Annotated in this window: 14 protein-coding genes; 9 read left to right on the top strand and 5 right to left on the bottom strand. The window is 71.5% G+C overall.

All coding sequences use genetic code 11. The features are described from left to right. Positions 1-109: 109 nt before the first annotated feature. Both I2501_RS23770 and I2501_RS23765 read left to right on the top strand, forming a co-directional pair. Positions 110-1,051, top strand: a complete 942-nt coding sequence (locus I2501_RS23770) for an ROK family glucokinase (protein WP_196196199.1) — start codon at positions 110-112, stop codon at positions 1,049-1,051. A gap of 17 nt (positions 1,052-1,068) precedes the next feature. Continuing rightward, the gene (locus I2501_RS23765; RefSeq protein ID WP_196196198.1) at positions 1,069-1,908 is read left to right on the top strand and encodes an endonuclease/exonuclease/phosphatase family protein; all 840 of its coding nucleotides are present in this window, start codon (positions 1,069-1,071) and stop codon (positions 1,906-1,908) included. A gap of 66 nt (positions 1,909-1,974) precedes the next feature. Here the strand turns inward: I2501_RS23765 and I2501_RS23760 are convergent, their stop codons facing one another. Further along, positions 1,975-2,526, bottom strand: a complete 552-nt coding sequence (locus tag I2501_RS23760) for a DUF202 domain-containing protein (protein ID WP_196196197.1) — start codon at positions 2,524-2,526, stop codon at positions 1,975-1,977. 6 nt (positions 2,527-2,532) lie between these two features. Beyond that, on the bottom strand, positions 2,533-3,294 hold the full coding sequence (locus I2501_RS23755; RefSeq protein WP_196196196.1) for an alpha/beta hydrolase: 762 nt from the start codon (positions 3,292-3,294) through the stop codon (positions 2,533-2,535). Between the two features lie 163 nt (positions 3,295-3,457). On the opposite strand from I2501_RS23755, the gene I2501_RS23750 reads away from it, so the two are divergent. From I2501_RS23750 to I2501_RS23740, 3 genes are read left to right on the top strand one after another with little or no spacing between them, the layout of a single operon-like run. Further along, complete coding sequence (locus tag I2501_RS23750) at positions 3,458-4,186, top strand: lysophospholipid acyltransferase family protein (RefSeq protein ID WP_236047049.1); 729 nt, start codon at positions 3,458-3,460, stop codon at positions 4,184-4,186. Between the two features lie 54 nt (positions 4,187-4,240). After that, positions 4,241-5,548 (top strand): MacS family sensor histidine kinase, encoded by a 1,308-nt coding sequence (gene macS, locus I2501_RS23745; RefSeq protein WP_196196332.1) that lies wholly within the window; start codon positions 4,241-4,243, stop codon positions 5,546-5,548. Positions 5,549-5,565: 17 nt separating this feature from the next. Then, positions 5,566-6,213: a response regulator gene (locus tag I2501_RS23740; RefSeq protein ID WP_196196331.1), complete on the top strand. Its 648-nt coding sequence runs from the start codon at positions 5,566-5,568 to the stop codon at positions 6,211-6,213. A gap of 39 nt (positions 6,214-6,252) precedes the next feature. Here I2501_RS23740 and I2501_RS23735 read toward each other — a convergent pair whose 3' ends face one another. Further along, entirely contained in the window at positions 6,253-6,807 is a 555-nt protein-coding gene (locus I2501_RS23735; protein WP_196196195.1) for a YceI family protein, read from the bottom strand. Between the two features lie 142 nt (positions 6,808-6,949). Here I2501_RS23735 and I2501_RS23730 point away from each other — a divergent pair, with 142 nt between their 5' ends. After that, entirely contained in the window at positions 6,950-7,447 is a 498-nt protein-coding gene (locus I2501_RS23730) for a MarR family winged helix-turn-helix transcriptional regulator (protein WP_236047046.1), read from the top strand. 39 nt (positions 7,448-7,486) lie between these two features. Here I2501_RS23730 and I2501_RS23725 read toward each other — a convergent pair whose 3' ends face one another. Beyond that, on the bottom strand, positions 7,487-9,490 hold the full coding sequence (locus I2501_RS23725; RefSeq protein ID WP_196196193.1) for an anthranilate synthase family protein: 2,004 nt from the start codon (positions 9,488-9,490) through the stop codon (positions 7,487-7,489). 330 nt (positions 9,491-9,820) lie between these two features. Here I2501_RS23725 and I2501_RS23720 point away from each other — a divergent pair, with 330 nt between their 5' ends. Further along, entirely contained in the window at positions 9,821-11,170 is a 1,350-nt protein-coding gene (locus I2501_RS23720) for a class II 3-deoxy-7-phosphoheptulonate synthase (protein WP_196196192.1), read from the top strand. 148 nt (positions 11,171-11,318) lie between these two features. Next, positions 11,319-11,570: a (2Fe-2S)-binding protein gene (locus tag I2501_RS23715; RefSeq protein WP_196196191.1), complete on the top strand. Its 252-nt coding sequence runs from the start codon at positions 11,319-11,321 to the stop codon at positions 11,568-11,570. A 31-nt stretch (positions 11,571-11,601) separates the two neighbouring features. On the opposite strand, the gene bfr is transcribed toward I2501_RS23715, so the two are convergent. Beyond that, positions 11,602-12,081, bottom strand: coding sequence for a bacterioferritin (bfr, locus tag I2501_RS23710; protein WP_196196190.1), 480 nt, complete (start codon positions 12,079-12,081; stop codon positions 11,602-11,604). 178 nt (positions 12,082-12,259) lie between these two features. Here bfr and I2501_RS23705 point away from each other — a divergent pair, with 178 nt between their 5' ends. Next, complete coding sequence (locus tag I2501_RS23705) at positions 12,260-12,895, top strand: sulfite oxidase-like oxidoreductase (RefSeq protein WP_196196189.1); 636 nt, start codon at positions 12,260-12,262, stop codon at positions 12,893-12,895. Positions 12,896-12,901: the final 6 nt, after the last annotated feature.

Below are 12,901 nucleotides of genomic sequence, written 5' to 3'. Positions count from 1 at the left end.
GCAACCATCGCAACCTGTCTTCGGCTAATGTACGCAGAAGTGTGTACCCGGCCCCCCATGGCCGGGTACGGTACCGCCCAGCGGGGAACCACCGAAGACTGAGGGACACATGGGACTGACCATCGGCGTGGACGTCGGCGGCACCAAGATCGCAGCCGGTGTCGTGGACGAGAACGGGACGATCCTGGCGCGCACCCGCGTGCCCACGCCCGCCGATCCGCAGTGGGCCGTCGGTGCGATCGCGGACGCCGTCAAGGAGCTCCGCAGCGAGCACGACGTCACCGCGGTCGGCGTCGGTGCCCCCGGTTACATCGACCGGAACCGTTCCACGGTGCTGATGGCCCCGAACATCGCCTGGGAGAACGAGCCGCTAAAGGCCCGGATCGAGGACCTGGTCCACCTCCCCACCGTGATCGAGAACGATGCGAACGCGGCGGCCTGGGGCGAGTTCCGCTTCGGCGCGGCGGCCAGCCACCAGGACATGGTGATGGTGACCGTCGGCACCGGGATCGGCGGCGGCATCGTCATCGACGGCCGGATGCACCGCGGCAGCTTCGGCGTCGCGGGCGAGATCGGCCACCTCAACATGGTTCCCGACGGCCTGCCCTGCGGCTGCGGCTCCAAGGGTTGCTGGGAGCAGTACGGCTCCGGTCGCGCCCTGCGCCGCTACGGCCGCGAGGCGGCGGCCGCCGACCCGGTGCGCGGCAAGCGGCTTCTCGAGCTGAACGAGGGCGTCGCCGAGACCATCACCGGCAGCCAGATCACCCAGGCCGCGAACGAGGGCGACCCGCTGGCCCTGGACGTCTACGACGAGCTGGCCGACTGGCTCGGCCGGGGACTGTCCGACCTGGCCTCGCTCTTCGACCCGGCGGTCTTCGTCCTCGGCGGCGGCGTCTCCGACTCCGGTCGGCTGCTGCTCGACCCGGTGGCCAAGGCCTTCGAGAAGTACCTGATCGGCGGTGTCCACCGGCCGCGCGCCGAGGTCGTGCTGGCCACCATCGGCTCGGCCGCCGGCATCATCGGCGCGGCGGACCTGGCCCGCCAGGACTGAGCCGTCAGACTCGGTTCATGACCGAGGCGAGCGCACCGACCGCACCTCCCGAGGCAACCGCGCCGAGCGCGCCGACTGCACCGACCGCACCGACCGAGCGGCGCTGGGAGCTGCCGGCGTCCGGGCCGCAGTCGGACGGCTCGGAGATCGTCAGGGTGGTGAGCTGGAACATCCGCTCGCTGCGCGACGACCGGACCGCGGTGGTCCGGGTGCTGCGGGCGCTGGAGCCGGACCTGGTCTGTCTCCAGGAGTCGCCGCGCTTCTGGTTCCCCCGTCCGCAGGCGGGTTGGCTGGCGCGCTCGACCGGACTGCTGGTGCTCAGCGGCGGCAGGAGCGCTGCCGGGCCGCTGCTGCTGGGCCGCTTGCGCGCGCTGCCGCTCTCCGTCCACGACGTGCTGTTGCCGCGCACACCGGGGCTGCACCAGCGCGGCTTCGCGACCACGGTGGTCCGCCTCGGCTCGGCCCGGCCCTTCTCGCTGACGAGCTGTCACCTTTCGCTGGACCGCGACGAGCGCCGTCGTCAGTGCGCGCTGCTGCTCGACCACCTCGACCATCTCGACGGGCTGGACGTGGCCCATTCGCTGGTCGGCGGTGACGTCAACGAGCGTCCCGGCGAGCCCGGTTGGGAGCTGCTCGGCTCCCGGCTGCAGGACGGCTGGGCGACCCGGCCCTGGGGCGGCGAGTACAGCTTCCCGTCCGCGGAGCCGTCGCGGCGCATCGACGCCGTCTTCGCCACCCGGGACGTCGAGGTCCTCGCCTGCGGTGCCGTCGGGGAGGGGTTCCCCGGGCTGCGCGGCAAGGACCTGACGCTGGCCACCGACCACCGCCCGGTCCTGGCCGCGCTGCGGCTGTCCTGAGCGGGAGGGTCAGACGGGCCCGGAGGGCCGCCAAGCCCCGTCAGTCGCAGCGTCCCTGACGTCGGATCAGACCACCGCGCCGTGGTTCGGGTCGTCGCGGTCGTGGTCGTCGTCGTCCGTGTCCTTCATCCGCGCGACCAGCGTCACCACGCCGCCCGCCGCGAAGGCGACGCCCAGGAAGGTGGCCATGCCCGGGAGTTGGCCGAAGCCGCCGAGCAGGGCCAGGACGATGCCGCCGATCAGCGACAGCAGCGCCATCCGGGTCGGCGTCTCCGCTTTGGGCAGGTCGCGCGGGTCCGGCGGGACGTAGTGGTCCTCGTCCGGGTCCTCCGCGGGCGTCCAGGAGCGCGGGTCGACCGGCGGCACCGCCGGGACCATCGGCAGCGGCCGGATCGCCGGGCGGTTGACCGGCGGGTTCACCGGGCGGGGCCGCGACTGCGGCGTGAACCCGGACAGGTCGTTCAGGTCGCTCTCGGACAGATCCTCGGACTCGGGCCAGCTGCGCTCCTCCTCGGCCACCGGCTCGTCGAACCCGGCCACCAGCTCCGCGAACAGCTCGTCGTCGGACCGCCCCGCCTCGCTGCCGTCCGTACCCGACGCGTCCCGCTCCTCCGCCATCGCGCCTCAGCCCTTCGTGACGGGGACGGTGAGCCGGCGGACGAAGTCGACGCTGCCGTCGAAGATCGTCTCGGCGTCGTAGTCCAGCGTGGCGACGTGGTAGCTGCGCTCCAGCAGCCGCTCCGTGAGGTCCGTGCTGCCCACCCGGTCCATCAGCAGCTTGCCGCTGGGCGGCGGCACCACGTTGTCCTGCGGGCTGCGGAAGAGCAGCAGCGGCTGGGTGACCGTCGGCAGCTCGGCCTGGACGATCTTCGTCAGCTGCTTCATCGACCACGCGGCGTGCAGCGGGGTGCGGGTGTAACCGCCCTCCTCCACACCGGGCTTGGCGACGTCGTTGCTGATCCCGGGCAGGCTCGGCACCAGGTGGCGCACCACCGGCAGTGCCACGTGCGACTGTCCGGGCATCCGGACCAGCGGGTTGACCAGCACGAGCCCGCTGACGCCCGCGCCCTGCTGGGCGGCGAGGTGCAGCGCGAGCAGCCCGCCCATGGAGAGGCCGAAGACGAAGACCTGCTCGCACTCCTCGGCGAGCTCCAGGTAGCCGCGCTCGACCGTCGCGTACCAGTCCTGCCAGCGGGTGGTGTTGAGGTCCCGCCAGTGGGTGCCGTGGCCGGGGAGCAGGGGAAGCGAGACGCTGTAGCCCTCGGCGGCGGCGCGCTCGGCCCAGGGGCGCATCGAGAAGGGCGAGCCGGTGAAGCCATGGCACACCAGAACTCCCACCGGGCCGCCGCGGTGGCGGTACGGCTCGGCGCCGGGCAGCAGCGGCATCTGTGGTCCTTCCGAAAACGGCCTACGCGGCAGTAGCAGTCATCGTCCCATGTCCGCAACGCACCCGTACAGCGCCTGTGTTCCCGTGGCGTCCGCCGAGGGGGGACTTTTCCGCAAACGCGACTAAGGTTCTCGGTGGTCAGGTGAGTATGGAGGTCCTGGGTTGTTCTACCGGTTCATGAAGATGATCGTCGCCCCGATGCTGAAGATCTTCTTCCGTCCGTGGGTCGAGGGGATGGAGAACATCCCCGAGGAGGGCCCGGCCATTCTGGCCAGCAACCACCTCTCGTTCTCCGACTCCTTCTTCCTGCCCGCGATGATCCCGCGACGCCGGGTGACCTTCATCGCCAAGTCCGAGTACTTCACCGGGACGGGGCTCAAGGGCAAGTTGACGGCGGCCTTCTTCAAGGGCGTCGGACAGCTGCCGGTCGACCGCTCCGGCGTGCGCGGCGCGGGCGAGGCCGCGATCAGCAGCGGGATCGAGGTCATCAAGCGCGGTGAGCTCTTCGGCGTCTACCCGGAGGGCACCCGCTCCCCGGACGGCCGCCTCTACCGCGGCAAGGTCGGCGGCCTGGCCCGGATCGCGCTGGCGACCGGCGCGCCGGTGATCCCGGTCGCGATGATCGACACCGAGAAGCTGCAGCCGCCCGGCCAGGTGCTGCCCAAGCTGGGGGTCCGTCCGGGCATCCGGATCGGCCGCCCGATGGACTTCTCCCGCTACCACGGCATGGAGAACGACCGGTTCATTCTGCGCTCGGTCACCGACGAGGTGATGTACGAGATCATGCGGCTGTCCGGCCAGGAGTACGTGGACATCTACGCCACCGCCGCCAAGCGTCAGCTCCAGGACGCGAAGAAGCAGGCCAAGCAAGGTAAAGCAGAAGAGTCGTAGGGGGAGACAGGCGTGCTCGGGGGCATACGTCCCGGCTCCGGCCGACAGGACGCAGTGGTAGGCACGACCGGCGCGAGTGGCTCGACCGGGGCGACCGGCGGGTCCTTCTCCGTGGAGCAACCGCTCTGGACCGCCATCGGCGCGTTCCGGATCCTCACCCTCCTCTACGCCATAGGCCGCTACGCCGAGCACGAGCAGCACTACACCGACCAGGTCGGCGCGTGGCTCTACCTCCTGGTGCTGACGGTGTGGACCTTCGGCACCGTCAAGGTCTTCTCCACCAAGCAGCGCTGCGGCTGGCCCTGGCTGCTGACGGACTGCGTGCTGGTGGTGACCGGAATCCTGCTGACCCGCGTCTTCGACGGCTGGAGCTGGGTCGTCGGCGGCGACGTGACGCTGCCGACCATCCGCGCCGCCGGGATGGTGCTGGGCTTCGCCGTCTACGGCGGCTGGTTCCCCGCGGCCGTGGCGGGTCTGGTGGTCGGCGTCGCCAACATCATCGAGGCCAACGGCCCGACGTCCTCCAACGTCCACAACATCGTGCTGCTGATGCTCTCCTGCGTGGCCATCGGCTTCGTGGTCGAGGTGGCCCGCAAGAGCGAGGAGACGCTGGCCCGCGCCCTGCAGATCCAGGCGGCGACGCGCGAGCGCGAGCGGCTGGCCAGGGACATCCACGACGGCGTGCTCCAGGTGTTGGCACTGGTCAAACGGCGCGGCGCGGAGATCGGCGGCGAGGCGGGCGAGATCGCCGCGCTGGCCGGCGAGCAGGAGAGCGCGCTGCGGCTGCTGATCGCGCAGGGGCTCAACAACCCCACCCCGGCCATCACCGCCTCGCCCTCCGCCTCTGCCGCCGCGACGGCCGCGTCGTCCGGTCCGCTGAGCGCCTCGGTGCCGCTCCAGGACCGTCGGACCCCGGCTCCGGGCGGGGACGTGCCGCAGGACCTGCGCGTGCTGCTGGCCCCGCTGACCAGCCCCCGGGTGACCGTGGCCCAGCCCGGAACGCCGGTGCTGCTGGCCGCGCACGCGGCCGGTGAGCTGGCGGCTGCCGTCGGCGCGGCGCTCGACAACGTCACCCGGCATGTGGGCGAGCAGGCGCGCGCCTGGATCCTGGTCGAGGACGAGCCGGACGCCGTCGTGGTCAGCGTCCGGGACGAGGGGCCGGGTTTTGAACCGGCGCGGCTGGGCGAGGCCGAACGCGAGGGACGGCTCGGGGTCTCCCAGTCGATCCGCGGCCGGTTGCGCGACCTGGGCGGCACGGCCGAGATCGTCTCGGTCCCCGGTCAGGGCACGGAGGTCGAGCTGCGGGTGCCCAAACCGGCCCCGGGGCAGCGGAGCGGAAGCAGGCAGGAGTCGAAGCGGTGACCGAGGCGATCCGGGTGATGGTGGTCGACGACCACCCGATGTGGCGTGAGGCCGTCGCGCGCGACCTCGCGGACGCGGGCTTCGACGTGGTGGCCACCGCGGGCGACGCCCGCGAGGCGGTCCAGCGCGGCCGGGCGGTCCAGCCCGCCGTGGTGGTGCTCGACCTCAACCTGCCGGACCGCCCCGGCGTCGAGGTCTGCCGCCAGCTGATGGCGTCCGAGAAGGCGCCCCGCGTCCTGGTGCTCTCCGCCAGCGGTGAGCACGGCGACGTGCTGGAGGCGGTCAAGTCGGGCGCGACCGGCTACCTGGTCAAGTCGGCCAGCCGCGAGGACCTGCTGGAGGCGGTCCGCCGCACCGCCCAGGGCGACGCGGTCTTCACGCCCGGCCTGGCCGGGCTGGTGCTGGGCGAGTTCCGCCGCCTCGCCGCCGAGCCCGTGCCCGCCGGCAAGCCCGCCCCGGCCGTCCCCAAGCTGACGGAGCGGGAGACGGAGGTGCTGCGGCTGGTGGCCAAGGGCCTGCCGTACAAGCAGATCGCCGACCGGCTGGTGCTCTCGCCGCGCACGGTCCAGAACCACGTCCAGAACACCCTGGGCAAGCTCCAGTTGCACAACCGGGTCGAGCTGGTCCGCTACGCGATCGAGGCGGGGCTCGACGAGGAGGCGTGAACTCCCTTGCGGGGGAGGCCTTCAGAGGTGCTTCGGCGCTCAGGCCTGCTTGTAGGTGAGGGTGACGTCGACCGACGTCAGGCCCTTGATCATGTTGCCCTTGTTCCAGCCCAGGCCGAACCGGTCGCGGTCGATCTCGACGTGGGCGGTCAGCGTGACCGAGTCGGGGCTGTGGCCGGTGACGGAGGCGGTCAGCGCCAGCGGCTCGGTGACCCCGTGGACGGTGAGGGTGCCGGTCACCGCGACCGTGCCGTCCGCCTGCGGGCGCGCCTCGGTGGCCCGGAAGACCAGCTCCGGGTGGCGCTCGACCTCGAAGAAGTCGGCGTGGCGCAGGTGCTCGTCGCGCTTGGCGTTCTTGGTGTCCAGTGAGGCGGCGTCGATGGTCAGCGAGCCCGAGGCGGCGCTGCCGTCGGCGGGGATCTCACCCGCGCCGGAGAAGCCGGTGAACCGGCCCTTGACGGTGACCAGGCCCCACATCGTCTTGTGGCGGAACCGGATCTCGGAGGCGCCGGTCTCCAGTCGGTACGTGCCGGTGGGCAGCGCCTTCAGAGCGGCTGCGGCATCCGTGGCTGCGGTGGGGGTGGTGGCGGGCATGGGGGCAGTCCTTTCGCCAGATAGCTAGCCTGGTGCTTGATAGCTGGATATTCAGTAGCCAGTTAGCCAATAACTGGTTGCACGATAGCCAGCGTTGCTAATCTGTGCAAGAGCAGGTCGCTGACGAGGGAGGATGCGGGCGATGGTGGAGCGGCAGGTTCCGGACCACGGCTCCGGCTGCCCGGGTGAGGCGGACCTCCGGCTGCTGGATCAGTGGAACACCCTCCAGTCCGGCTTCCGGCGCCTCACCGACGAGCTGCTCGCGGACGTCGACCGCCAGGCGGGGATAGCGCCCTCGGAGTTCCAGGTGCTCTGGTACCTGCTGACCTCGACGACCGAGCAGTCCGCCCCGATGAACCAGCTCGCCGCGACGCTGAACTTCACCACCGCCGGCACCACCAAGGTCGCCGACCGGCTCAGTGAGGCGGGTCTGATCACCCGTCAGCCGTCGCCCACGGACCGGCGTGTGGTGCTCGCCGCGCTCACCGAGAAGGGCCAGGAGGTGGCCATGGCCGCCGCCCTCGCCCTGGCGGCGGCGCTGCGCGAACGCGTCGTCGCGCCGATGGGCCCGGACGCGTTCGCCGCCCTGGCCGACCGGATGCGCGAGCTCGACCCGAACCCGCCGCGGCCCTGCCGCTGACGGGTCCGGTCCCGCAGGCGGTTCAGGCCCGGCGGCGGTTCAGGCCTGGAGGGCTCCGACGGTCAGCCCCTCGGTCAGCTCGCGGACGATCCCGACGCCGTCCAGCGTCAGCACCGACTCCGGGTGGAACTGGAGGCCCGCGAAGCCGGGGCCGCGCAGGGCGTGGACGTCGCCGGTCAGCGGGTCGCGGCTCACCTCGATGCCGCGTGCGGCCAGCGCCTCCGCCGTGGCGTCGTCGCAGCGCGCGGTGAACGTGTTGTAGAAGCCGACCGTCTGCTCCCGGCCGAACAGCTCGATCCGCTCCTGCGCGCCCTGGTACGGGGTCGCCTTCCGGTGCAGTTCCAGGCCCAGTGCCGCGCACAGGAGTTGGTGGCTGAGGCAGACTGCGAGGAAGCCCTGCGGCCGTCCCGTGGCGGCCAGCTGAGCGACCAGCGCGCGCATGGCGTCCATCTTCGGGTCGTCGGCGGCCGGGTCACCGGGGCCGGGACCGAGGACGAGGGGTCCGTCGTGCGCGGCCACCGCCTCGACAAGGCCCGGGACGTCCCAGCGGCGCACGGTGACCCGGTGGCCGAGCGAGCGCAGCAGGTGGGCCAGCATCGAGGTGAAGGTGTCCTCGCAGTCGATCACCAGGGCGTGGCTTTCCGCCGGTGCCTGGGCCGCGGGCGTCTGCATGGTCAGCCAGAACGGCGAGAGGTTGGTCCGCCGCGCGTTCAGCGCCCGCTGGACCCGGTGGTTCTCCGCCAGCACCGGCGCGGCTACGGACGCCGCCGACGCCCCCGTCCGACGCGGACGCGGCGGCAGCGCGCCGATCGCGGCCAGCACGCCCGCCGCCTTGGCGTGCGTCTCGGCGACCTCCGACTCCGGGTCCGAGCGCCGGACCAGGGTCGCGCCGACCCCGACGGCGAGTCGGCCGGTGGCCGGGTCGATGTCCGCGGTGCGGATCAGGATCGGCGAGTCCAGCGTCTGGCCGCCGAGCGCGGTCCGGCCAATCAGCGCCAGCGCACCGGCGTAGTAGCCGCGCCCGGTGGGCTCGTGACGGGTGATCACCCGGGTCGCGTTCTCCACCGGGCTGCCGGTCACGGTGGCCGCGAACATGGTCTCGCGCAGCACCTCGCGCACGTCGAGCGTGGTGCGTCCGCGCAGCTCGTACTCGGTGTGGGCGAGGCGGGACATCTCCTTCAGGCGCGGCCCCAGCACCTGGCCGCCCAGGTCGCCGACGGTGCACATCATCTTCAGTTCCTCGTCCACGACCATGGTGAGCTCCTCCAGCTCCTTGGGGTCGTGCAGGAACGCCAGCAGCGAGTCGAGGGACGGGCCCTCGGCCGGGTAGCGGTAGGTGCCGGAGATCGGGTTCATCACCACCGTCCCGGCGTTCTGCCGTACATGGACCTCGGGGCTGGCGCCGACCAAGCAGACGCCCGGGGCCTCGCCTCCGGCGAGAGGATCGCCCGTGTGCACCAGGAAGGTCCAGTACGCGCCGCGCTCCTGCTCCAGCAGCCGCCGGAACAGCGTCAGCGCCAGCGCGGGGGAGAAGCCGTCGAGCGTGCCGGTGAAGTCGCGGCGGATCACGAAGTTGGCGCCCTCGCCGCGGCCGATCTCGTCGGCGACGACCCGGCGCACGATCTCGGCGTAGGCGGCGTCGTCCACCTCGAAGCCGCCGTCGCGCAGCTCGACCCGCTGGTCCGGCAGCGCCGCCAGCGCCGCGCGCAGCTGCGCCAGCGGCAGCGCGTACGACTCGCGCACCCGCAGGGCCCGCAGCGGGGTGCCGTCGTCGTGGACCTCGAAGCCGCGCTCGCGGATCTGCCGGTAGGGGACCAGCGCCAGCAGGTCGTGGGTCGGGCGCCCGGACGCGGGGACGCCCTCCGGCAGCGGCAGTTCGGCCAGCGTCTCGTACGTGCCGACCTCGCCGAAGAGCACCTCGACCGTGTCGGGCGCGAGCCGCGGCGTGCGGCGGTGGAGCAGGGCGAACGGCTCGCCGCCCGCGGCCAGCCGGTGGACGAGAGCGTCGCAGAGGGCGCTGGCGGATGCGTCGGTGCTGGTCACGAGGGGCCTTCCTGTCGGAGTCCGGTCGGGATCCGGTCGGGGATTCCGGTCGGATCGGGACCGCCCCTGGGGAGGCTGCTCGCTGGTCGTCGTGAGACGAGAAACGGCCGCCCCGAGGGGCGGCCGTGAAGTCTGCGTGGGTACGCGCGCTAGTGGGCCGCCTCGGGGACGGTCCACCACCAGGAGTAGGTGTGCGACTGCGTGTTCACGGAGCACAGCGTAGCGGACACCGGGCGCGTCGGGGGCGACGGCGGGGGGAGTTGTCCACCGCGTGTCTCAGTAATCGGGCAGCGCGCCCGGTTCGTCTCTGTGACCACGTAGCCTTGCTGCGTGACCGTGAACGTTGACACCCACGCCCAGGACTTCTCCTGGCTGTCCCTTCCCGCGGCGCAGCAGCCTGAATGGCCGGATTCCGAGGCTCTGCGCAACGTGCTTGCGGACCTCACCTCGTATCCGCCGCTCGTCTTCGCAGGCGAGTGCGACCAGCTGCGCGCCCGGCTCGGGGCCGTTGCGCGCGGCGAGGCGTTCCTGCTGCAGGGCGGCGACTGCGCCGAGGCCTTCGACGGCGTCTCCGCCGACCACATCCGCAACAAGCTCAAGACGCTGCTGCAGATGGCCGTCGTGCTGACCTACGCCGCCTCCGTGCCGGTGGTCAAGGTCGGCCGGATCGCCGGCCAGTACTCCAAGCCGCGCTCGAAGTCGACCGAGACCCGCGACGGGGTGACCCTGCCGGTCTACCGTGGCGACTCGGTCAACGGCTTCGAGTTCACCCCCGAGTCCCGGATCCCGGACCCGGAGCGGCTCAAGCGGATGTACCACGCCTCCGCGTCCACGCTGAACCTGGTTCGCGCGTTCACCACCGGTGGCTACGCCGACCTGCGCCAGGTGCACGCCTGGAACCAGGACTTCGTGCGCAACTCGCCCTCGGGCCAGCGCTACGAGCGCCTGGCCAAGGAGATCGACAACGCGCTCGCCTTCATGAACGCCTGCGGCGTGGACCCCGAGGAGTTCCGCACCGTCGAGTTCTTCTCCTCGCACGAGGCGCTGGTGCTCGACTACGAGACGGCGCTGACCCGTGTCGACTCGCGTACCGGCAACCTGTACGACGTCTCCGGCCACATGGTCTGGATCGGCGAGCGCACGCGTCAGCTGGACCACGCGCACATCGAGTTCGCGTCCAAGATCCGCAACCCGCTCGGCGTCAAGCTCGGCCCGACCACCTCGGTGGACGACGCGCTGACGCTGATCGACCGGCTCGACCCGGACCGCGAGCCCGGCCGCCTCTCCTTCATCACCCGGATGGGCGCGGGCAAGGTCCGCGACCTGCTGCCCAACCTGGTCGAGAAGGTCACCGCGTCCGGCGCGCAGGTCGCCTGGATCTGCGACCCGATGCACGGCAACACCTTCGAGGCGGAGACCGGCCACAAGACGCGTCGCTTCGACGACGTGCTCGACGAGGTCAAGGGCTTCTTCGAGGTGCACCGCGCGCTCGGCACCCACCCGGGCGGCATCCACGTCGAGCTGACCGGCGACGACGTGACCGAGTGCGTCGGCGGCGGCGACGAGGTCTTCGTCGACGACCTGCACCAGCGCTACGAGACGGCCTGCGACCCGCGCCTCAACCGCAGCCAGTCGCTGGACCTGGCGTTCCTGGTGGCGGAGATGTACCGGGGTCAGTGAGCCCTGCTGCTGTCGGGCGATCCCGGCCCGTGTGACGTACGCCCCCTCGGTTTCGGCCGAGGGGGCCTTTTCGTTGCGGGCGGGCTCTGGGTAAGGTAAGCCTTAGCTCATCACGAGGTAGACCGAACCCCGTCCTGGAGGATCCGCGATGTACGTGTGCGTGTGTCACGGCGTCACCGAGGACCGGGTGCGCGAGGAGATCGCCCAGGGCGCCAAGACGCCCCGCCAGGTCGCCAAGGGGTGCAAGGCCGGGACCGACTGCGGCTCCTGCGTCCGCCGGATCCAGGCGCTGCTCGGCCACGAGGGCGCCCGCCCGTGCCCGACAGCCCGCCTCGCGGCGAAGCTGGGCCTGCCGGTTCCCTCGATGGTTCCGGGGATCGCCGCCGCCGAGGCTGCTTAGCCCCCGGTCGGCCGCTCTGGTCAGCCCGCGATCAGCTCTCCGGCTGCTCGATCAGCTGCGCGAGGTAGAGCGGCTCGCCCAGCTTCTGCAGCAGTTCCAGCTGGGTGTCGAGGTAGTCGATGTGGTGCTCCTCGTCGGCGAGGATGGTCTCGAAGATGTTGGCCGAGGTGACGTCGCCCTTGGCGCGCATCACCACGATCCCGCGCCGCAGCCGGTCGATGGCCTCGACCTCGATCTGACGGTCGGCCTCGAACATCTCCCCGACCGTCTGGCCGATCCGCAGGTGGAAGAGGCGCTGGTAGTTGGGCAGCCCGTCCAGGAAGAGGATCCGGTCGGTCAGCACCTCGGCGTGCTTCATCTCGTCGATGGACTCCGAGCGGGTGAACCGGGCGAGCTTCGTCCAGCCGAAGTTCTCCTGCATCTTGTAGTGCAGGAAGTACTGGTTGATGGCGGTCAGTTCGGCGGTGAGCTGCTCGTTGAGGAACTCGATGACCTCGGGGTCGCCCTGCATGGCCGCGCCCTTTCTCTGGCTGTCTCTGGCGGTTCGTCCGGTTTGCTTCCGGTTTCGAGGCATGGTTCCACTCGGCCACCCGTGAATCCAGCAAGGTCACACTCACCACGCCGGGTGCACGCCGACCTCTTCTGACCCGGTGGGACAGGCCACTGGCTGGATCTGTCACCATTGAGCCATGGGTCAGTCCGAAAACGAGCAGGCCGCAGCGTTGGAGGCCCAGCACGGACTGCCCCCGGGGCAGCGGCTCCAGCGGGGATGGCCGGTGCTCCACTACGGCCCGATTCCCCGGTTCAAGCCCGCCTCCTGGGAGTTCCAGATCTTCGGCGCCACCGCCGACGGCGTCAAGCACAGCTGGACCTTCGAGCAGTTCACCACGCTGCCGCGCACCGAGGTCGTGGCCGATTTCCACTGCGTGACCCGGTTCTCCATGCTCGACAACCGCTGGGGCGGCATCGCCACCTCCACGCTGCTCGACCTGGTCCCGCCCGCCCCGGACGTCACCCATGTCATGGTCTGGGCCGAGTACGGCTTCAGCTCCAACCTCCGGCTCGCCGACTTTGCGGCGACCACGTCGGTCCTCGCCACCCACCGCAACGACGAGCCGCTCACGGTCGAGCACGGCTTCCCGGTCCGGCTGGTCGTGCCGCAGCTCTACGCGTGGAAGGGGCCCAAGTGGGTCCGCGCCGTGGAGTACATGACCGCCGACCGCCGCGGCTTCTGGGAGGAGCGCGGCTACCACAACCTCGGCGACCCCTGGCGCGAACAGCGCTACACCTACCAGGAGGAACCCGGCGACGGCCCGGAGCTCTGACCTCGG

The organism is Streptacidiphilus fuscans, assembly GCF_015690355.1.
Lineage (GTDB): Bacteria > Actinomycetota > Actinomycetes > Streptomycetales > Streptomycetaceae > Streptacidiphilus > Streptacidiphilus fuscans.
The sequence above is the reverse complement of the archived record's forward strand: the minus strand, read 5'-3'. Positions and strand labels throughout refer to the sequence as shown.

Coding starts and splice junctions, on each gene's coding strand:
- I2501_RS23770 (WP_196196199.1), top strand. CDS start 110: ATGGGACTGACCATCGGCGTGGACGTCGGCGGCACCAAGATCGCAGCC.
- I2501_RS23765 (WP_196196198.1), top strand. CDS start 1,069: ATGACCGAGGCGAGCGCACCGACCGCACCTCCCGAGGCAACCGCGCCG.
- I2501_RS23760 (WP_196196197.1), bottom strand. CDS start 2,526: ATGGCGGAGGAGCGGGACGCGTCGGGTACGGACGGCAGCGAGGCGGGG.
- I2501_RS23755 (WP_196196196.1), bottom strand. CDS start 3,294: ATGCCGCTGCTGCCCGGCGCCGAGCCGTACCGCCACCGCGGCGGCCCG.
- I2501_RS23740 (WP_196196331.1), top strand. CDS start 5,566: ATGGTGGTCGACGACCACCCGATGTGGCGTGAGGCCGTCGCGCGCGAC.
- I2501_RS23735 (WP_196196195.1), bottom strand. CDS start 6,807: ATGCCCGCCACCACCCCCACCGCAGCCACGGATGCCGCAGCCGCTCTG.
- I2501_RS23730 (WP_236047046.1), top strand. CDS start 6,950: ATGGTGGAGCGGCAGGTTCCGGACCACGGCTCCGGCTGCCCGGGTGAG.
- I2501_RS23715 (WP_196196191.1), top strand. CDS start 11,319: ATGTACGTGTGCGTGTGTCACGGCGTCACCGAGGACCGGGTGCGCGAG.
- bfr (WP_196196190.1), bottom strand. CDS start 12,081: ATGCAGGGCGACCCCGAGGTCATCGAGTTCCTCAACGAGCAGCTCACC.
- I2501_RS23705 (WP_196196189.1), top strand. CDS start 12,260: ATGGGTCAGTCCGAAAACGAGCAGGCCGCAGCGTTGGAGGCCCAGCAC.